18 protein-coding genes, 1 other RNA gene and 1 pseudogene are annotated in these 19,799 nt (G+C 50.3%); 6 read left to right on the top strand and 14 right to left on the bottom strand.

All coding sequences use genetic code 11. The annotated features are described in order from the left end of the window. Nucleotides 1-244: 244 nt before the first annotated feature. The 6 genes and pseudogenes from DPQ25_RS11710 to DPQ25_RS11685 all read right to left on the bottom strand — a co-directional run bounded on the left by DPQ25_RS11710 (nt 245) and on the right by DPQ25_RS11685 (nt 4,173). A complete protein-coding gene (locus DPQ25_RS11710) occupies nt 245-721 on the bottom strand; it encodes a CYTH domain-containing protein (RefSeq protein ID WP_242978322.1) in 477 nt (158 codons plus the stop codon). 14 nt (nt 722-735) lie between these two features. Beyond that, a complete protein-coding gene (locus DPQ25_RS11705) occupies nt 736-1,356 on the bottom strand; it encodes a pentapeptide repeat-containing protein (RefSeq protein ID WP_112333358.1) in 621 nt (206 codons plus the stop codon). Next, nucleotides 1,343-2,470: an aldo/keto reductase gene (locus DPQ25_RS11700; RefSeq protein WP_112333357.1), complete on the bottom strand. Its 1,128-nt coding sequence runs from the start codon at nt 2,468-2,470 to the stop codon at nt 1,343-1,345. Before DPQ25_RS11700 ends, DPQ25_RS11705 begins: the two co-directional genes overlap by 14 nt. Before the next feature lie 40 nt (nt 2,471-2,510). After that, complete coding sequence (gene dtd, locus DPQ25_RS11695) at nt 2,511-2,972, bottom strand: D-aminoacyl-tRNA deacylase (protein ID WP_112333356.1); 462 nt, start codon at nt 2,970-2,972, stop codon at nt 2,511-2,513. A gap of 181 nt (nt 2,973-3,153) precedes the next feature. Next, nucleotides 3,154-3,333, bottom strand: a pseudogene (locus tag DPQ25_RS15345) (hypothetical protein); the annotation flags it as partial. Between the two features lie 51 nt (nt 3,334-3,384). After that, complete coding sequence (locus DPQ25_RS11685; protein WP_112333354.1) at nt 3,385-4,173, bottom strand: SDR family oxidoreductase; 789 nt, start codon at nt 4,171-4,173, stop codon at nt 3,385-3,387. Between the two features lie 308 nt (nt 4,174-4,481). On the opposite strand from DPQ25_RS11685, the gene DPQ25_RS11680 reads away from it, so the two are divergent. Beyond that, on the top strand, nt 4,482-5,867 hold the full coding sequence (locus DPQ25_RS11680) for a Na+/H+ antiporter NhaC family protein (protein ID WP_177577037.1): 1,386 nt from the start codon (nt 4,482-4,484) through the stop codon (nt 5,865-5,867). A 105-nt stretch (nt 5,868-5,972) separates the two neighbouring features. Here DPQ25_RS11680 and DPQ25_RS11675 read toward each other — a convergent pair whose 3' ends face one another. The 3 genes from DPQ25_RS11675 to DPQ25_RS11665 all read right to left on the bottom strand — a co-directional run bounded on the left by DPQ25_RS11675 (nt 5,973) and on the right by DPQ25_RS11665 (nt 8,709). Then, nucleotides 5,973-6,671, bottom strand: a complete 699-nt coding sequence (locus DPQ25_RS11675; RefSeq protein WP_242978321.1) for a class I SAM-dependent methyltransferase — start codon at nt 6,669-6,671, stop codon at nt 5,973-5,975. A gap of 192 nt (nt 6,672-6,863) precedes the next feature. Then, an RNA gene (gene rnpB / locus DPQ25_RS11670) (RNase P RNA component class A) lies at nt 6,864-7,210 on the bottom strand. Between the two features lie 44 nt (nt 7,211-7,254). Then, complete coding sequence (locus DPQ25_RS11665; protein ID WP_242978320.1) at nt 7,255-8,709, bottom strand: nicotinate phosphoribosyltransferase; 1,455 nt, start codon at nt 8,707-8,709, stop codon at nt 7,255-7,257. A 343-nt stretch (nt 8,710-9,052) separates the two neighbouring features. Here DPQ25_RS11665 and DPQ25_RS11660 point away from each other — a divergent pair, with 343 nt between their 5' ends. Beyond that, on the top strand, nt 9,053-9,301 hold the full coding sequence (locus tag DPQ25_RS11660) for a helix-turn-helix domain-containing protein (protein ID WP_112333351.1): 249 nt from the start codon (nt 9,053-9,055) through the stop codon (nt 9,299-9,301). A gap of 133 nt (nt 9,302-9,434) precedes the next feature. Here the strand turns inward: DPQ25_RS11660 and DPQ25_RS11655 are convergent, their stop codons facing one another. Then, nucleotides 9,435-9,797 carry a hypothetical protein gene (locus tag DPQ25_RS11655; RefSeq protein ID WP_146740563.1) on the bottom strand — a complete coding sequence of 121 codons (363 nt, stop codon included), beginning with the start codon at nt 9,795-9,797 and terminating at the stop codon, nt 9,435-9,437. Between the two features lie 181 nt (nt 9,798-9,978). On the opposite strand from DPQ25_RS11655, the gene DPQ25_RS11650 reads away from it, so the two are divergent. From DPQ25_RS11650 to DPQ25_RS11635, 4 genes are all read left to right on the top strand, one after another. Further along, nucleotides 9,979-10,647: a M48 family metallopeptidase gene (locus tag DPQ25_RS11650; protein ID WP_112333349.1), complete on the top strand. Its 669-nt coding sequence runs from the start codon at nt 9,979-9,981 to the stop codon at nt 10,645-10,647. 247 nt (nt 10,648-10,894) lie between these two features. After that, nucleotides 10,895-12,496 carry a peptide chain release factor 3 gene (locus DPQ25_RS11645; protein WP_112333348.1) on the top strand — a complete coding sequence of 534 codons (1,602 nt, stop codon included), beginning with the start codon at nt 10,895-10,897 and terminating at the stop codon, nt 12,494-12,496. Next, the gene (locus DPQ25_RS11640) at nt 12,496-13,473 is read left to right on the top strand and encodes a TIGR01212 family radical SAM protein (RefSeq protein WP_112333347.1); all 978 of its coding nucleotides are present in this window, start codon (nt 12,496-12,498) and stop codon (nt 13,471-13,473) included. The genes DPQ25_RS11645 and DPQ25_RS11640 overlap by 1 nt, the downstream gene beginning before the upstream one ends. 13 nt (nt 13,474-13,486) lie before the next feature. Continuing rightward, on the top strand, nt 13,487-13,828 hold the full coding sequence (locus DPQ25_RS11635; RefSeq protein WP_112333346.1) for an arsenate reductase family protein: 342 nt from the start codon (nt 13,487-13,489) through the stop codon (nt 13,826-13,828). A gap of 92 nt (nt 13,829-13,920) precedes the next feature. Here the strand turns inward: DPQ25_RS11635 and DPQ25_RS11630 are convergent, their stop codons facing one another. The 4 genes from DPQ25_RS11630 to DPQ25_RS11615 form a co-directional block, all read right to left on the bottom strand. Then, nucleotides 13,921-14,757, bottom strand: coding sequence for a carbohydrate ABC transporter permease (locus DPQ25_RS11630; RefSeq protein ID WP_112333345.1), 837 nt, complete (start codon nt 14,755-14,757; stop codon nt 13,921-13,923). A gap of 3 nt (nt 14,758-14,760) precedes the next feature. Further along, nucleotides 14,761-15,642 carry a carbohydrate ABC transporter permease gene (locus DPQ25_RS11625; RefSeq protein ID WP_112333344.1) on the bottom strand — a complete coding sequence of 294 codons (882 nt, stop codon included), beginning with the start codon at nt 15,640-15,642 and terminating at the stop codon, nt 14,761-14,763. A 293-nt stretch (nt 15,643-15,935) separates the two neighbouring features. Then, complete coding sequence (locus DPQ25_RS11620) at nt 15,936-17,465, bottom strand: ABC transporter substrate-binding protein (RefSeq protein ID WP_112333343.1); 1,530 nt, start codon at nt 17,463-17,465, stop codon at nt 15,936-15,938. 736 nt (nt 17,466-18,201) lie between these two features. Further along, the gene (locus DPQ25_RS11615) at nt 18,202-19,623 is read right to left on the bottom strand and encodes an NAD(P)/FAD-dependent oxidoreductase (RefSeq protein WP_112333342.1); all 1,422 of its coding nucleotides are present in this window, start codon (nt 19,621-19,623) and stop codon (nt 18,202-18,204) included. Between the last annotated feature and the right edge of the window lie 176 nt (nt 19,624-19,799).

The raw sequence follows: 19,799 nt of genomic DNA, 5'->3' as shown, positions 1-19,799 counted from the left end.
GTTCCGGTTTGTTCCGTTATGTCTCATAACGGAACAAGCATAGAAAATCGATCGTTTCCAAAAAACAGAAAAACATGGCGTAGATCTAAGTGACACTACGCCATGTTTTTAATAAAGCTTTCTTATTGGGCATTGCAAAATAAACTGTACAGCTCTGAGGTTTATTATGCATGCTTTCCGGCGGTAAAGCACATGCGGTAGGGCTGAACGCCTGCATGCCCGCTCGGGAAGGCTTGCCAGGCCCTCAGTCCATTTCTCCAAGACGGCGCAGCCAGTACTCCCGCATGGAAAAGCCGGACTGCTCCGTGACCTCTTTACCTAAGAAAGCCGGGGGCTCAAAGGCCATTGCCGCCTCTTTGGTGGGAAATTCCACCTCTGCATACCAAAACGCCGGCGGCCGGTCCCGGTCAACGCAGTTGCACTCCAGCTTAAGCCCGCCCGGCAGTTGGTATACCCGCTGAATTTTTTCAATCATCGGCCCCTCCAGCAGGCCCGCCAGCTCCTCAAACTGTTCCCGGCTCAATGGAAGCTCAATTTCCTTTCGTATAAGGCTGCCCTCTCCCTTAATGCACAGTACACAGCTGACTGCATCCGCCGTTTGTGTACGCCGGATGCGGACCACCGGGGCGGTGGCAAGGTAGCCCTGCCACATGCGCTTTTCCTCCCAAACCGGCAGCTCCGGAAAGGAATCGATTAAAAATTTCCGCTCTATTTCCAGCATGATGATTCTCCTCACTAGGGGGCAAATTTCGCGCCTGTCGCCTCGGCAAAAGTGACGGCGAGCTCCAGGTCAATCCGCGCGGCCTTCAATTTAACCGCGGAAATATCCACCCCGCGCATGGTACTGTCGCGCAGGTCGCTTCCCTGAAAGCTGGCGTTTGCCAGCTGAGCGCCATCAAACCGGCAGGAGCGGTAGGCGCCGTTTTCAAAGCGGCACTCCCGTAGGTCCGCCCCCTCAAAGCTCACGCCGGACAGCCTCATACGGCTAAAGTCGAGCTCCCGTAAATCCGTATAGGACCAATCTCCGCCCTTAATCAATACCCCGGCGCAACTTGCACCCGCAAAGCTGCTTCCCGTCATCTTGCACTGGTGAAATTCAGCGGCAAAAAAGCCGCTGTAGGGAAACGTACAGTTCACGAACGCGCAGTTCTTCAGCAGCACGCCATTCAGCTTACAGGCATTAAAAACGCAGGCCTCAAAGGTACAATACTCCAGCAGTGCATCCGAAAAGTCCACCAGCTCAAACCGGCAGCCGGACAGCACCGTATGGTCAATATCCTGGCAGGAGAAATCCTGCCCGCTGCATATATTTTCCCGAAAGCGAAACGGCCCCGGGGAGCGCTCACAGGCTGGCATATAGCTCCGCTATTTCCTTCATTCGCTTGGGAATTTCGATATGCTGCGGGCACACCCGGGTACATGCGCCGCAGGATTTGCAAGCCGCGGCCTGATGCTCCGCGCCCAGCCGCTCATATTCTGCCTTAAAGCCGGCAGCGTCGCCGGAAATAGCGTACTGATTATACAGCCTGAAAACCGCCGGAATATCGACTCCAAAGGGGCAGTCCATACAATAGCGGCAGCCGGTGCAGGGCACCGTCTTATTTTTTCTATAGGTATCTACCGCATGCTCCACAATTTGGTATTCTTCCCTGGAGAGCGGCCGAAAATCCGTCATCGTCGCAACATTGTCCTGCACCTGCTCCATATTAGACATTCCGCTCAACACCGTCAGGACGTTCGGCAGAGAGGCCGCATAGCGAACCGCCCAGGATGCGACGCTCCGCTCGGGCTCAGCCTGCTTGAAAATGGCATCGGATTCCGGGCACAGGCTGGCAAGCGCGCCGCCGCGAACCGGTTCCATGACAATGACCTGGATTCCGTTCTCCGTCAAGATTTCATACTGCGTTTTTGCATCCTGCATCTCCCAGTCCAGATAGTTCAGCTGGATTTGGGCAAAGTCCCATTGATGTGCGGCAACAATGGTGCGCAAAACCTCCGGCTTATCGTGAAACGAAAAGCCCAAACGGCATATCTTTCCTTCTTTTTTCATTCTCTGCAGAAAATCATAAACATGCAGCTTCTCGATCCGCTCAAAATGATCTTTATTTAATGAATGGCAAAGATAAAAATCAAAATAGTCAACCTGGCATTTAGCAAGCTGTTCATTGAACACACGCTCGACCTCCGCCTCATCTTTGCACATCCACACCGGCATCTTGCTGGCGAGGCAATAGCTCTCACGGGGATATTTTTTCAGCGCGGGCCCAATAAAGGGTTCAGACGCGCCGCCATGGTACATATAGGCCGTATCAAAATAGTTGACCCCATGGCTATAGGCATAGTCGACAATTTCCTGTGCCCGGGCCTTGTCAATTTCCTCCGTGTCCGGCCCCACCTTGGGCAGCCTCATACAGCCCAGCCCCAGAAGCGAAACCTCAAGGGCCGTGCTCTTATACCGTCTTTTTTCCATTGCTTTCCCTCCAACAACTTCAAATATTTTTATGTGTCGTTTACAACCTTCCGGGCATCATCTCTTCTGTGTCTAAAATAATAGTAACCGGCCCGTCATTCTGCAGGGACACCTGCATGTCCGCTCCAAAGCGCCCCGTTTGAACCGGGACGCCACATTCCGCCAGCCGCTTGACAAACTGCTCATAAAGCGGCCTGGCATGTTCCGGCCTGGCCGCCCCGGTAAAGGCCGGCCGCCGGCCATGGCGGCAATCGGCGCAGAGCGTAAACTGTGAAACCACCAAGGCCTCACCGCCCACGTCCAGCAGAGAGCGGTTCATTTTTCCTTGGCCGTCCTCAAAAATCCGCAGCTGCGCACATTTCTGTGCCAAAAATTCCGCTTCGCTAACCTGGTCCGCCGGAACGACTCCCAATAAAATCATTAGGCCCTGCTCGATTTGAGCACACCTTTCGCCTGTAACCTCTACACTCGCCCGCTGGACCCGCTGTAGGACCGCCTTCACCGCTCCACCTCCAAAAGCCCGGTGTGAACTCATTCCCTTCGCCTATGAGCCCAAACCGTCATTTATAAAGAAAGAACACTTATCCAAAAGTGTTCTTTCGCTAAGTACATCTAAAAATATTATAGCAAGCAAACTTATGAAATACAATACCCTTATCAAAATAACCGGGCGCCTGTCCCATTTAAGCCGTACCTGGACCCAGGAAATAAAGGCTAAGCACGGCTGTGCCTGTGTGAGCGCCGTTCAATCCATCATTCTTTTCTTTAGTCCAATGGTAACCCTCGACAAATTTTTTGCGCATAAACGGAATGACGACAAAACTACTGCCAAAAGCAACCGCGCAGAGGGTAAACATAAAGGAAAATAATTTCCAGTCAAAATTTTTCTCGCGCCCGCGCTGCCCTTCAAGCCTTCAAGGCCTATAGCGCCAGCCTTCATCGCCATCATATATCATTCTTCTGGTCATCCCGCCGTCTATTGTAAGGTTTGCCCCGGTGATGAAGCTGTTTCTCTCATCACACAGGAACAGAACAGCACGGGCTATGTCATCCGGGTCTCCTACCCGCCCCGCGGGATGCTGCTCCTTATCCGCGCGGGAATACAAAGGCTTGTAGCCGGGGTCGTGGCAGGCCCCCACATCGATCCAGCCCGGAGAAACCGCGTTCACCCGTACCCTGCCCGCCAGGCTCACCGCCAGGCCGTGTGTTAATGCTGCAATTCCACCCTTTGCCGCAGTGTAGCTTTCTGTGTCCGCCTGTGACATTGACGCCCGTGTGGAGCTGATATTAACAATACTGGCACCCGGCCTAAAAAGAGGAAGCAATAATTTCGTCAGGTAATAAGGCGCCACAACGCCCACCCGCTGCACATAGTCAAATTCTTCCCAACCGCAACCGGAATGAATACCGCCCTTAGTCAGGCAGGCATTGTTAATCAAAAAATCCACCCCGCCAAAGCAGTCCTCGATGCGCCGTGTAAATGCTTCCAGCTCCTCCTTCTTTGCGACATCGCCCGCATAAAAAAGGGTTCGCGCCCCCTCCTGCATCAACAGGCGTTCAGTTTCCGCTCCCGCTTGAGCATTCAGGTCGATAAAAGCGACATCCGCTCCCTGTAGGGCGAATACATGGGTAAGGCAGCGCCCAATGCCCAGCGCCCCACCCGTAACAACACAAACCTTGCCGGCCAACTGTCTATTTTCCATCTCTACACCTCAAGTTCTATTTAAAGGGGCCTTCCGTGTTCTCAAAACTGTTCTCTGCCTTATCTTCGGCGTTTTAAAAGCGCCCCCCTTTTTAACACCCACGGCCTCCGTAAAAGCGCCGGCAGAAAAGGCGGCAAAGCGGTAAACACCGGCTTTCTGGGAGGGGGCCGGCTTTTAATTCATTGTAGCACAAAACGAAGCGCAATGACAGGCCGGTGAGAACATCTATAAGAAACCTTAGTTTAGGTTGATTATCATTTTACAGTCCGATATAATATTCTTATCTATCCTTGATGGGAGGCATCCTCATGAATTATGGGATTTTATCCGTTATTCCTTCCCTGCTGGCCATTGTGCTGGCCCTGCTCACTAAAAATGTCATCATTGCGCTGCTGGCCTCTCTCCTAGCCGGGAATCTGATTCTCGCGGGTTACCAGCCGATGAACGCCCTGGTTGGATTGAAGGACGCTATGATCAACGTATTCTCCGACCACTCCAGTACCTCTATTATCTTCATCCTGTTGATGCTGGGCGGCCTCTTCTGCCTGATTGAAAAATCCGGCGGATTATCGGGCTTTACCACGCTGATGGTTGAAAAAGGGAAGCTGATCCATTCTAAAAAGGGCGCCGCCCTCTTTACCTGGCTGGTCGGCGTACTCATTTTTATAGACGGAACGCTCAGCGTTATGCTCACCGGCTCTGTCTCCCGCCCCTTGGCGAAAGCCTTCCGCATGTCCCCTGAAAAGAACGCATGGATTGTCCATTCCACCTCTACACCGATGTCCATTCTCATTCCCATTGCCGCCTACGGCCCTTATATTGCCAGCTTTATTGAGGCGCAAGGGATTGAGAACCCAACCGGGCAAATGGTTTCTGCAATCGGCTTCAATTTTTATTGTATTCTCGCTGTTGCCGGGGTCGCCCTGTTTCTGCTGTTCGGTATTGAGTTTGGCCCTATGAAAAAAGCCGAGCAGGCCTACGCAGATGCAACGGGCGGTGAAACAACGGAAACGGCTCAGACCCAGGCGTCAGCCGGCGGCAAAGCCCGCCACCTGCTCATTCCGCTTGCCGTAATGGTCGTTGTCACCATCGCCTATATCCTATACAGCGGCGGCGGGAGCATGACCGCCGGAGATGCCGAAAGCGGCCTGATCTTTGGAATTGTCAGTGCGGCGGTTTATTTAATGGTGGATCTGGCAATAAGCAAACGGCAAAAAATCGGCGAGGGCATCAACACCTTCCTAACCGGCTGCGGCAATATGATCTCCATTGCAGCGATTATGGTGCTCGCCTATACGCTCAGCGGGATGATCAGCCAGCTTGGAACCGCCGGGTACCTTTCTTCCCTGCTGACAAGATTTATGGCGCCCGCCGTTTTCTCCGCGGTCGCGTTTCTTTTTACCTGTATCATCTCCTTTTCCACCGGAACCAGTGCCGGAACCATCGCCATTATGATGCCCATCCTGTTGCCAATGGCTGTCAGCTTCGGCACCCCCATCCCCCTGATTGTAGGCGCCATTGCGGGCGGGGCCGTCTTTGGGGACCACACCTCCCCCATTTCGGACACCACCATTATGTCCTGCTCCTCCACAGGCTGCAACGTTGTCTCCCACGTTAAAACGCAGCTCCCCTATGCCCTGTGCTTTGCCGGCGCAGCCCTGCTGCTGTATCTTGTTTTAGGCTTTATTCTTTAGCGCCTTTCCTCATGGGGCAAAAAAGGGAAAATTTTCAACACTATATTTTTCAACAAATTTATGCGTGTTTTATTTTTTACAGACAGGAACATAACAGCCATTGCTTCATTCAAAAATACCAGTTCTTTTCTCACCGCGAATAATAACTGTACTGTCATTTTGGTATAAAATCTTTATATTCACAAAGCCTGCATTTCTTAGTAAGTCACATTGATGTTCAAAAGTAAGTGGAATATCAATATGCACAAAAGCATCATCAGCTATATTGTTTTTTTTGCGTTTATATTCATATTCTTCAAGGCATAACTGTTCTTCTTCGTCACAACAAGCAAAGTAATCGCATTCGATATAGTAACCACCATTTTTTATTGATTGAAATAATTTATTATAGATAGTTTGCTTTTTGGAATAAATAAAATGATGAAGTGTTTCAAACGACAAAGCGGCCTCGTACTGTTTTTTTTCAAAGGGATATTCAAAATAGTCCGCTGCCACTAATTCAATATTTTTGTCTTGATATTTTGATTTCAGCCTATTAAGCATTTCTTCGGATAAATCAATCCCTGTTATATTTATATTCGGAAACCGCTTATAAATGGCTTCAAGCTCTAAGCCTGTACCACAACCAATATCAAGAAGCGTTTTCAAATTATTATCAAAAAAATCCGCAATATGCTCATACTCTTTTGCCCAATGCTCAAGATGGACATGGTCATAAATATTAATTCGTTGAGAAAAGAAATTTGACATTTCTTCTACGGGCGTTTCTCTTTCGTCATTCAACCATTTTTTCAATTCATCCATATATTGTTTTATCTCCGCTGGTGTTCTAATTTTATTTTGTAGCATAGCTTTTCCCTAACCTTTCATAAAAATCATTTCATATACATTCATATTATCTGCGGCGAGCTGTACTGCAAGGCCACTTGATAAAAAGCGCCCTGGAAAAAGGCCCCTGTTTACTCAGCAATACTGCTGAAAAAACAGGGGCCTTCTGATGTGACCAGACCATAAGCCGGGTTCTGTCGTGAACAGCCATCTATCTTGGCTGGGCGTCGCCGCGCCAGCTCGATGCCACCTCCCCGGGACGCGCCGGGCCGACGCATCATGTCCCTCCACGGTGTTGCTCCGAATAGGGTTTGCAGAGCCATGCGGTTCCCCGCATGCTGGTGAGCTCTTACCTCGCCTTTCCACCCTTACCGCAAAAGCGGCGGTATATCTCTGTTGCACTTTCCCTAGGGTCGCCCCCGGCGGCCGTTAGCCGTTATTCTGCCCTGTGGAGCCCGGACTTTCCTCGGACGAACCCCTTTCAGGGCTTCGCCCGCAGCTGTTAGGTCTACTCACAAGCATTCAGTTTACCTGAATTTCGCTAAAAAGTCAACACACTTTACTCCGCGTGCTCCTCAAGCAAGCGGTTCTTTTCGTCCCACAGGCGTTGTGAGAGGTCCACATAATAACGGTGTGGGTTTTCAAAGCGCGTGACCTCGTCCCACAGGGTTCCAACCTGTCCGGCGCAATATTCTTTGAGCTCATTCAGGTCGTGATAGCGGGCAACACAACGCCCATGCTCAAAAATTTTCTCCCGAATATCCACGGCGCGGAAATTGGTAATCACCTTCCGTTTCCAAATATATTCGGGGTCAAAAATTTCATAGGGCTTGCTGTCGTCAATCACCTCATCATGAAGCGTCAGTACGTCGGCAATCGCCTTGCCCGTCTCCCGGTCATACAAGCGCCAAAGCCTTTTAAAGCCCGGGTTGGTGATTTTGGCAACATTTTCGCTGATTTTAATCTTGGGCAGAATCGTGCCGTCCGCTTTTTCAATGCCGCTGAGCTTGTAAACACCGCCAAAAACGGGCTCCGGCGCGGCTGTAATCAACCGCTCGCCAACGCCGAAGCTGTCCACACAGGCACCCTGCATGAGCATATCGCGTATAATATATTCATCAAGGGAGTTTGATGCGCAGATTTTACAATCCGGGAAACCGGCTTCATCCAGCATTTTACGCGCCTTTTTCGACAAATAGGTGATGTCGCCGCTGTCGATGCGGATGCCTGCCGGGCGGTAGCCCTGCGGCAGTAAAATTTCATTAAACACTTTGATGGCGTTGGGAACGCCGGATTTAAGCACATTATAGGTGTCCACCAAAAGCGTACAGGAAGAAGGGTACTCGCGCGCATAGGCCCGGAACGCATCCAGCTCGCTGTCAAACAGCTGTACCCAGGAGTGCGCCATGGTCCCCAGCGCCGGAATGCCAAAATCGCGGTCGCAGATGGTGCAGGCCGTTCCGCAGCAGCCGCCGATATAGGCCGCGCGCGCGCCGTAAATAGCGCCGTCGGCCCCCTGCGCCCGCCGGGAGCCAAACTCCATGACGGCACGGCCGCGGGCCGCGCGCACAATACGATTGGCCTTGGTGGCAATCAGGCTCTGATGGTTGACGGTCAGTAGAATCATGGTTTCTACCAGCTGCGCCTGAATAACCGGGCCGCGCACTGTCAGAATCGGCTCGCCCGGAAAAATGGGCATTCCCTCCGGAACCGCCCAAATATCACAGACAAACTTAAAGTTTTTAAGGTATTCAATGAATTGCTCGTTAAAAATCTTTACAGAGCGCAGGTATGCCAGATCCTCCTCTGTGAAGGTTAAGTTCTCAATATACTCGACGACCTGTTGGACGCCCGCCATGATTGCGAACCCGCCGTCATTGGGCACCTTGCGAAAAAACATGTCATAATAGCCTATGGTGTTTTCAAAGTGGTTCGTAAAGTAGCCGTTCGCCATTGTGATCTCATAGAAATCTGTCAGCATGCTAAGATTTTTTCCGAGCGCTTTATTTTCCATTACGGTTGCATCTCCAAACTAAGTAGCATTCATGCCTGCGATCTTCATCTGTATGGCATTGGGTATATTATAACAAATTTTTTCCAAAATAACAAAGGGCTTTCTCAGGCTTTCCGCTAAAAAGCGCTGTGTTCTCCAATTTCTCTGTCAAAATACAGGATACTCATTGTAATTCTTACAAAAAAAGACTATAATGAATAAAAAGTTATTTCATCTCCGGCATTTTTCATGCTGGTTTACAGCTTTTTTCACCTTGTTAATTAAAAATCAAAAGCACCTTGTGAAGGGCTTTTTATCTTTTTACAACTGAATACCGATTTTTTCTGAAAGGAGGACATTTCAAATGAGATTACGCAAGCAAGCTCTGGGCACGCGAAACCTCGTCGGCGCCCGTGTGGAAATTGCTCGCAAAAAGCTCGGCATGAAGCAAAAGGAGCTGCTGGCGCAGCTGCAGGTCAATGGGGTGGACATGAATGCCTCCGGCCTATCGAAGCTGGAGGGGCAGATCCGTTCTGTTACAGATTTTGAGCTGGTTGCCCTGGCAAAAATTCTGGGTGTCTCCGTTGACTGGTTACTTGGGCGCAGTGAATGAGGCACGCCGCATGCGGTAGCATTGTATGACGCTGCACCGCTTGCAGCCTTCTAAAAATAGATTTAAATATACAACAAGGGGGCTGGATGCGCTGCACCAGCCCCCTTGCCATATTCAATCGCGGTAATACCGTTTATTTTTTCGCAAAAATCATCACGGTATTATTTCCAACATCAACGGAAAACTTCTCCCCTGAAACGGTCGCGTTCCATGTTGCTCCATTGTCAAACTGAATGGTCAGCTTATCCTCATTCTGCTGGTAGGTTCCCCCGGTTTCCTGGCCGGAAAACGTCAGCCGGACGGCGCCGTCCTCTAAAAATGCAACCTGGAGGCTGTCATCAAAAACCCCTTCCGGAATTTTGGTCTCACCCGCCTCAACACCGCTGAGCTGCCAGGTGCTTTCCTTTACATCTGCCGGCTTGCTGCTACAACCCGTGAGCGAAAGCACTAAACAAGACAGCATCAGCAAAACCGCGCAGACTGTCAATCTTTTCACGTTATACCCCTCACTTCTTGAAATCCAAGCAATATTGATTTATTCTTTAAATAATATAACATTTTTGACGCGCAACTTTATGAATAAAATATTTCGTATATATGAATAAAAGCCGATACCCAGCCCCGTTGCCGCACTGCTCAACATGAAACCCTGATCGACAACAAGGAGAGCCTTATCTATGGAATATCAAATCAAACGCTCGAAAAGGAAAACCATGGTCCTCACCGTTCTACCCGACGGGCATGTAGAAGTACGAGCCCCTTTGAAAACCCCCGCTGAGCTAATTGAGCGCTTTGTACGCTCAAAACAGGATTGGATTGCCGAAAAACAGGCGCTCTCGCTGCAGCGGCTGTCACAGCGCGATGCCCTTCTCGCCGGTCCGGTCCGTCAATTAAGACTGCTGGGAACACATTGGCCGGCAGACAGCCGCAGCAACCAGCAACCGGCCTTTGACGGCCGGGCCTTCCTGCTGCCCCCCGGTACACTGCGGGAATTGCAGCCCGGTATTATCGCGCTTTACAAACAGCTTGCTAAGGGCTATATCCTTTCCCGGGTTCAGGAACTGTCAGGCCACACAGGGCTTACCCCCACCGGCGTACGCATCACCTCTGCCGCGGGCAGCTGGGGCTCCTGCTCCGGTAAAAATGCGCTCAGCTTTTCCTGGCGGCTGATTCTGGCGCCGCCTCGGGCCATTGATTATGTCATTCTCCACGAGCTCTGCCATACCCGAGAGCATAACCACTCCCCCGCCTTTTGGGCACTCGTCGCACATTTTATGCCGGATTGGCGAACCGCCCGAAGCTCGCTCAAGGCGCTTGCTGAGGAGCTGCGTCTGGAAGGCTGGTAATTTGTGAAGAAAGAAAAAGGATTGCCCGTAAAACCTTGTTCAGGTCTCCAATGGAAATTTTCGCTAAAAAAGGATAAAATAAAAAGGTATCTACGTGTTGCTACAAAGGGAACGGCCCCCTGGCAACAGCCGAACTTCAATTTTCGAGCCCCGCCAGCCGTCACTACCCATATAAAACCATCGGCTTACTGCTATTGACGATATTTGAGCTTATCCGCACATTTAAAAAGAATATGGAGGAACCATCTTGGCAGACATCAAACAAGAGATCACCCGGCGGCGCACATTTGCAATCATTTCTCATCCGGACGCCGGTAAAACTACTTTGACCGAGAAATTTTTGCTTTACGGCGGCGCTATTGCCCTAGCCGGCTCTGTAAAGGGGAAGAAAAACGCACGGCATGCTGTTTCCGACTGGATGGAAATTGAAAAGCAGCGCGGGATCTCCGTTACCTCCTCGGTCATGCAGTTTCAGTATGACGGCTACTGCATCAATATTCTCGATACCCCCGGGCATCAGGATTTTTCGGAGGATACCTATCGCACGCTGATGGCCGCGGACTCCGCGGTGATGGTTATTGATGCCGCGAAAGGCGTTGAGCCGCAGACCCGTAAGCTGTTCAAGGTATGCCTGCTCCGCGATATTCCGATCTTCACCTTTATCAATAAAATGGACCGTGAGGCCCGCAGCCCATACGACCTGCTTGATGAAATTGAAAACGAGCTTGGCATTCAGACCTACCCGGTCAACTGGCCCATCGGCTGCGGTAAGGAATTTAAGGGGGTATATGACCGCGGCCGAAAAGAGATTCTGGCTTTCCAGGCCGTCGGCGACACAGCAAACGGCCAACAGGAGGTCCCCATCATCGAGGCGGATCTGAATGACGGCAGCCTCGCCGCACTCATCGGCGAAGGCCACTGTCAGGCCCTGCGGGACGATGTAGAACTGCTGGACGGCGCCGGCTATGAGTTTGACATGGACGCGGTACGGCATGGCCGGCTGTCACCCGTTTTCTTTGGCTCCGCACTGACTAATTTCGGCGTCGAGCCCTTTCTAAAGGAATTTTTAAACATGACCTCCTCACCGCTGCCGAGGGCCTCGGACAAGGGTGAGATCGACCCCTTCCGCCCGGAGTTCTCCGCCTTTGTCTTTAAGATTCAGGCCAACATGAACAAGGCGCACCGGGACCGCGTTGCTTTTATGCGCATCTGCTCCGGTAAATTTGAGAAGGGCATGGAGGTTTACCATGTGCAGGGGGGGAAAAAGATCAAGCTTTCCCAGCCTCAGCAGCTGATGGCCCAGGAGCGTGAAATTATCGACGAGGCTTATGCAGGCGATATCATTGGCGTTTTTGACCCAGGTATTTTTTCCATAGGCGACACATTGGTCGCGCCCGGCTGCAAATTTGAGTACGGCGGCATCCCCACCTTTGCGCCGGAGCACTTCAACCGCGTTACGCAAGTAGACACCATGAAGCGCAAGCAATTTGTCAAGGGAATGACCCAAATTGCCCAGGAAGGCGCTATTCAGATTTTCCAGGAGCTGGGCGGCGGCATGGAGGAGGTCATTGTCGGCGTCGTCGGCACCCTGCAATTCGATGTGCTGGAATATCGCCTGAAAAATGAATATGGCGTTGACATTCGCATGGAGGGCCTTCCCTATGAGTATATCCGCTGGATTGAAAATACCGAAGAGGATTTTGACCCCAAGCGCTTAAACCTGACCTCCGACACCCGGCGTATTCAGGACCTAAAAGGCCGGCTTCTCTTGATTTTTGCAAACGAATGGAGCATCCGCTGGGCGGAAGAGCATAACCCTGAATTAAAGCTCTCTGAATTTGGCCGCTAATGCAAAACCAATATACGCCGCCCGCCGCATTCGGCGGAAAACGTTATTATTCCCTGTATGAGCATCTGAAGCACAAATTCCCCGTGCGTATAGGAAAAGCCGTTATCGAGGGCGGCTTTTCCTGCCCAAACATTGATGGAACCCGCGGCAGCGGAGGATGCCGCTATTGTACCGGCGCCTCTTCCGTTGCCCGCGCGTATCCGCCCATTACGGCGCAGTGCCTACAGGAGCTGCAGCGGATTCGCAAAAAATGGCCGTCAGCCCTGGCAATCGCTTACTTTCAAAACCACACCAACACCTATGCCCCACTTCCGCGGCTAAAAGCGCTTTATGAAGAAGCGCTTACCGTCCCCGGCATCTGCGGCCTCAGCATCGGCACACGGGCGGATTGCCTGAGCCCCGCGCTCATTTCCTATTTAGCTGAGCTGTCGCGGCGTACCGATCTGACCGTTGAACTCGGCTTACAGACCATCCATGATGAAACCGCCCGCCGCATCAACCGCTGTCACACCCTATATGAATTTTCATCGGCTTATAAGGCGCTGACTGCTGCCGGCATTCGCATATGCGTCCATCTAATCAACGGCTTGCCTGGCGAAAGTGAAGAAATGATGTTAGAAAGCGCCCGTTTTGTCGCTTCCCTGCGCCCCGGCGGCCTCAAGCTGCATCTACTCCACATCCTGGAGGGCTCCTCATTCGCTGAGGATTGGCGCGCCGGGAAGATCCAACTCATGGAGAAGGAAACCTATATTTCACTCGTGTGCTCGCAATTAGAGCTTTTACCGCCCCAAACCGTGATTGAACGCCTGACTGGTGACGGCGACCGCCGTCTTTTGCTTGCACCTCGCTGGAGCCGCGATAAAATCTCCGTTCTCGGCGGAATTGACAAGGAGCTTATCCGCCGCGGCAGCTGGCAGGGCAAATACTTCGCAGGTACCTCCGGGGCCTCAAATACGGAAACGGCAATTTTCAAATGAGGGGAATGCTTCAGTGAATATTCAAATATACGGCAAAAGCAAATGCTTTGACACCAAAAAAGCAGAACGCTATTTTAAAGAACGGCGTGTTTCTTATCAATTTATCGATCTACCCCTGCACAGCATGGGGAAACGCGAGCTTGAAACCATCAAAAACGCGGTCGGAGGCATCGACCAGCTTGTCGACGGCAAATCAAAGGACGAGGCTGCACTGCTTTTCCAATATCTTGCCAGCGACGATGAAAAGGCTGAAAAGCTCCTGGAGAATCCGCGAATTTTCCGAACCCCTATTGTCCGCAACGGTCGAAAGGCCACGGTCGGCTACTGCCCCGAGGTTTGGAAGAGCTGGGAGTAAACGCTCCGTCCCTCAAATAAATCCACTGATAACAATTTACCCCGGCGGTTCCAACTTTTTATTGGAACCGCCGGGGTAATAGCATTCAGCCTTCAGCCCTTCACCGCGCCTTCCAGCATACCCTGCAAATAATATTTTAAGCAGGAGCAGGTGATGATAAGCAGCGGCAATGTGCCAATCACAAAGGAGGCCGCCAGCATCCCCAGGTCGGAAGCGCCGTTTCCGGCCGCATTGTTAAACACAATCTGGCAAAACGTCTTCATTCGGTCGCCCGTTGTAAGCACCAGGGTCGGCCAGATGTAATCGTTATACATCGACACAACAACGGTGACGCCAACTGTAATCAGCGTCGGCACAGACAACGGCAGCGCAATTTTGGTATAAACCTGAAATTCGCTGGCTCCATCTATTTTAGCAGCCTCAAACATCTCCTGCGGCAAGGAGGAATAGAAGGTTCTTGCCAGCACCACACCGAAAATCTGCTGCCCCGCTATGTAGGGAAGAATCAATGCCATATATGTATTCAGCAGCCCCATGCTTGATATTATGCTGTAGTTCGGAACAATCAGCAAAGTATATGGGATCATCAGTACCGCCAGCAAAAGGGCAAACAGGATATTCTTTCCCTTGAAATCCATTCGTCCAAAGGCGTACCCCGTCAAAGAAACCATAAACAGGATTAAAAACAGAGAAACCGCACAGACAAACAATGAATTTAGAATGGGAGAAAGAACAAATCCCCAGGCATTTACATAGTTCTCTAGTTTAACCGGGCTGGGAAACCCCAGAAAGTCCAGTTTAATTTTCAGATTGGACTTGAACGACATGTTTAGAAGCTGCAGAAAAGGATAGAATGTGGTTACCAGCAGGAAGCCGATCAACACCCTGGAAAGCCAGAAGCCCACGCCCTTTTTCGTTTTTGCGCCCATGTGCTAATCCGCCCCCTTCTTGCTGAAAATTTTTCTGGTCAGCAGGGTGACGATCATAATAATGATGAACAGAATGACACCCATCGAGGAAGCATAACCAAATTCACTGTCGCCAAAAGCAACCTGGTACATCAGCATGGAGGGAATCATTGTCGCATTGCCGGGCCCGCCGCCGGTTGTCGCTGCGACCAGGCCGAAATTTGAAAGGCTGCCAATGAGAGACAGGGTGAATACTACGTTAATGTAGGGCACCACGTTGGGTAAATGAACCCTGGTAATGACCTGGAAACTGCTGGCCCCGTCAATGATAGCCGCTTCATACAGTTCCATGCCAATGTTATTGATTCCCGCGTGGAAGATGAGAAAATATAAGCCGGATACGAATGGGAAACCAATAAAAATGATGCACCACAAAGCCGTGTTCGGGTCGTTAAGCCAGTTATGTGCCAGCGACCCCAAACCGATGGATTTTAAAATCGTATTAAAGCCGAAATCATTGTTATACAAATAGCGCCATGTCAATATATTGACAATCCCCGGTACCAGCATGGGAATGACAAACGCGGTTTTTACAACGTTGGCAATTCTTTTCCGGCGGACGAAAAACAACAGCTCCGCGGCCAGCAGCGGCCAAAAGATGCTGTTAAAGACTGACGTCACCGTCATAACCGCCTGATTTCCAAAAGATGCCCAGAACGTTCCGTCCTGAAACAGCCGCAGGTAATTATCAATGCCTGCAAATGAATATTCAAAACCGACCCTTGCATCCATAAAGGAAAGAGAAAATGCGACCCCCATGGCATAATAGCTGAAAATAAAAACCAGCACAAAGGTGGGGGCTATAAACAGGTAAGGGATTATGCTAAACTTCTTCTTTTTTACCATAGAGAACCTCCTCTACTTCTAAAGTACAGGCAAGTCAACGCCAAACAACCCTTATAAAAAGCTCCTTTACCGTACTGCCGCACTTGTGTTTAGATTCGTACAGCTAAACCCGGCAGCCCTTCCGGCCCTCCCTTGCCGCGGCATTGGCCTTTTTTTAAAAATTTCTGGAGGCGGAAGCTCCGCCTCCAGAAATATAAGGAAGGAAAGAGTCTTGACCGCTTAAGATTTCACTTCGTCCTTAGTGGCTGGGTCTAGGTCATAACCATTTTTATCGATGCTTTCCTGAACGCTCTTCACGGCGATTGGCGAGAGTTTTTCGCAAATTCCTTCGCCGTCAGATCCCCCTTCAGGAAGGAATTTAAAGCCTCGATGTAGGAGCCCTGGTCGGCAGTCTGATATTTATCCTGGCCTACGATGCCGCCAAAATCACCCTTGACGGCTCCTTCCTGAACAAACCCGGCCAGCTTATTATTAAGCTCTTCCGACAGTTCAACACCAATAATTGCCGGAGGGCCCTGGACAAAATTGCCGGCGGCCAGTGTTGTTTCAAACATTTTCTGCGAATTTTCCGGGCTGTAGCAGAACTTATAAAAGTCCTTTACACGCTCGAGATGGTCGCCGTCACCATTGGTCTTGATAATGCCCATAGCGTTGCCGACACTGTACAGCGTGCGCAGTTCAGACTGGAACCCGGACGGAGCGTTCTCATACTTCGGGAAGGCCATGGTTCCCCATTCAAAGCCGTCTTCGCCCATCTCCTGAATATCGCTGTTAAGAACCCCCACATTCCAGGAGCCTGACAGCAGGAATGCGGAATTTCCCAGCTCGAAGCTGGAGAGTACTTCTGTGGAGGAAGAAGAGGCATAATTGGTCTGGAAGAACTGAGCGACCTTGCGAAATTCGTCCCAAACAGCTACCGTTGTGTCATCGAGGAATTTATTTTCCATTTGATAGGCCGCAATCCGCTCACCGCTCATAATGGTATAACGGTCGCAGGTCCAGTCATTTTCATTGAAGGTAAAGCCGTCGTTAACAGACATGGTCGCGGCATCATAAAGGCCGTCGCCCGCTTGCACCAGAAAATCCTGCTCTTTGGCGCGCAAGGCCGCGTCTGCTATGGACGAGAGGTACCATGAAGCCTCCGAGGTCGCTGCAATCGGCGCCTCAAAGCCGGCCTCCTTCAGCTTAGTGCAAGCGGCTACCAACTCCTCGTTCGTTGTCGGAACCGCTATGTTGTTTTTATCGAGGATATCCTTATTGTACATAATTGCGACCCCGACAAAATCAAACGGCAAGGCATATTGTTTGCCCAGGTCCTGCAGCAGGGGCAAATCATCCTTGTTAAAGGCCTCGCTGACCTTTTTACCGCCGTTATAGGGGTTCGTTTCATCCATCATGTCGTTAAAGTCGTAAATCATGTCCTTTTCATACATGACGTTATAGCCACCCATTGGGCCCGAAGCAAAGTTGATATGAATAATGTCTGCCGCCTGTGTCAAATCGTCGGAGGTCAGCCAAGTCGTCACCTTTTGGGTATAGGCATCATTATCCGCGACGACATCGACCACCACTTCCGTCTCCGGGTGGAGCTTCATGTACTCTTCAGCCATCTGCTTCCAACCAGCTGTGTAGTAATTGTTGATAACCGACAGCACGATTTTATCCTTCTTGCTGCTGTCCCAGGCCTCATTTCCAGCCGAGACCGTTCCCGAGCTGCCGCCGCCGTCATTGACGGATGCCGTTCCGCCGGTCGTACAGCCTGTCAGCACCGCTGAAAGCGATAACGCAGCGGCTAAAACGGTTGCCAAAAAACGTTTCTTCATCTTTTTCTCTCCTATCTGAAATATAATATTCAACTCCCCTCCAGGGATGGAGTCCCAAGCCTATACACGCCCCGATCCATATCAGAGCGTCCGCCACACGGCATAAGTGATATTAACAGCTTGTTCGCCGGAAGATGATTTACCGGGTTTATTATCGCTAAATTCAGCAATTCCAATAAAGCATATTACGATTTTAAGTAAAATATTACTCAAAATTCATCATTCGTCAAAATAGCTATATAAGATTTTTTAATTAGTCTTATTTATCCAAATTTCCGAATATAATTTAAGAATTATTTTTTAATAATAGTTTTTTAAATATTTTTTAAAAAATTTTATGTAATACATTGACAAATTTGACAATTAAGATTAAAATAAGGGCATATAATAAATATTATGTATAATTTACAGTTTATATTTGAATTATTTTAGCCGAATATCGCAAATAACGACTTTGGCTTCTGAATATAGTTAATTAAGAACGGTACAGCCCGTTTCTGCATGAAGTTACCGGTAAATTTACAAAATACAGACATAGTGAAAATGTTTTTCAAGTAATGGTTGACTGGGGATTAGCACTGCCATTTTCTTCAGAAAATTTAATTGATTATAGGTTTACTTATTCTCAAATCATGTATTCTTGATGCGGATGCCCTTGCTATCCGTTTATAAAAAATGCCTATGATGTTTTCACATCATAGGCATTTTATTTTTACCTCTTATCTTTGGCCGGGCCTTACACTTTCGCGGCAATGTCCCTGGCTACAACCACGCCGGTTACCGAGGCCTGCATGAGGCCGCGCGTAATCCCTGCTCCATCTCCAATTGCATATAGGTTTTCAATCGCCGTCTCAAAATGAGGCTGTACTGCAACTTTAGAAGAATAAAACTTGACCTCCACCCCGTAAAGCAGCGTATTTTTCGAATAGAGTCCAGGCGCCAATTTATCAAACGCCTTCAGCGACTCTACAATGCTTGTCAAATGACGATGCGGCAGCACAAACGACAGGTCGCCGGGCACCGCATTTTTCAGCGTCGGAACCGTTGTCGATTTCTTCAGGCGGGTAACATCCGTACGGCGTCCAAGCAGCAGATCGCCTAAGCGCTGAACCATGATGCCGCCGCCGGTCAGCATATTGCCGAGCTGCGCGATATAACGCCCGTATTCAATCGGCTGGTTAAAGGGCTTTGTAAACCTTGTAGAGACCAGCATGGCAAAATTGGTATTGTCGCTGTGCTTATCTTCATCGGCATAGGAGTGCCCGTTCACTACTGCTATGCCGGGGGTTCCGTCCCCTGTGTCATAATGCTCCTCGCTGACGATCCCGCCCGGGTTCATACAGAAGGTCCGCACTTTATTTTCGAAGGTGTCTGAATAATAGACTAATTTTGCCTCATAAAGATTTTTAGTCAAATGATCCATCACTGCATTGGGAACCTCTACGCGGACCCCGATATCCACCTCATTGTTTGTAGTTGCCAGGCCGTTCTGGCGGGCAATACGGTTCAGCCAGTTTGCACCGCCGCGGCCCGGCGCCGCGACCACAAAGGGGGCTCGCACCAGTGTTTTTTCACCGGCGCGGTCTACCAGATAGACTCCTTCAGCCCGGCCGTTTTCAACCAGAATGGACTCCGCCGTGGTCCGTTCTCTAAACTCAAAATTGGGCTTATTCTCCAAATAGCGGTACATATTTCGCAGAACCTCGAAGGAATACTCCGTCCCCATATGGCGGACAGGACAGGGAATCAATTGTATATTCTCCCTCCGTGCCTGGTAGGAAACCTGCTCGGCAAATTTGCTCTGCGCGCCGAACACCTTGTCCGGCGCGCCATAATGCAGGTAAACGCCATCACAGTACCGAATCAGTTCCCGAACCTCGTCGAGCGGCAGATAATCCGTAACATTTCCGCCCACTTCTTCGCTCAAAGAAAGCTTTCCGTCTGAAAAAGCGCCGGCGCCGGCCCAACCGTTCATAATACTGCAGGTCTTGCAATGCGCGCACTGTCCGCTTGTGCGCGCGGGACAAGCCCGATGATCGATACTGCTGCCGGAGTCAACCACCAGCACCCTTTTTTCAGGCAGCAACCTGTCCATTTCAAGCGCAGTAAAAATTCCTGCCGGGCCTGCGCCGATTACAACCACGTCAAAATCCTTCATATTGAAAGCCTTCCTATCTCGTGTTTTATTCTGAACGATGCCGGGCTCCTGAACCGCATGAACGCGCCCAACAATGACATGCATGCCTGCGGCGCCGCGCGCCGAATAATCCCCGGCCTAACGTCCCTATGAATCATACCACAAACCACGCTTAAAACCAAGGACTTTTGCGTAGC

It is taken from the genome of Hydrogeniiclostridium mannosilyticum (assembly GCF_003268275.1).
Lineage (GTDB): Bacteria > Bacillota > Clostridia > Oscillospirales > Acutalibacteraceae > Hydrogeniiclostridium > Hydrogeniiclostridium mannosilyticum.
Note: the sequence above shows the minus strand (reverse complement) of the source record. Positions and strands in the feature narration are given on the sequence as shown.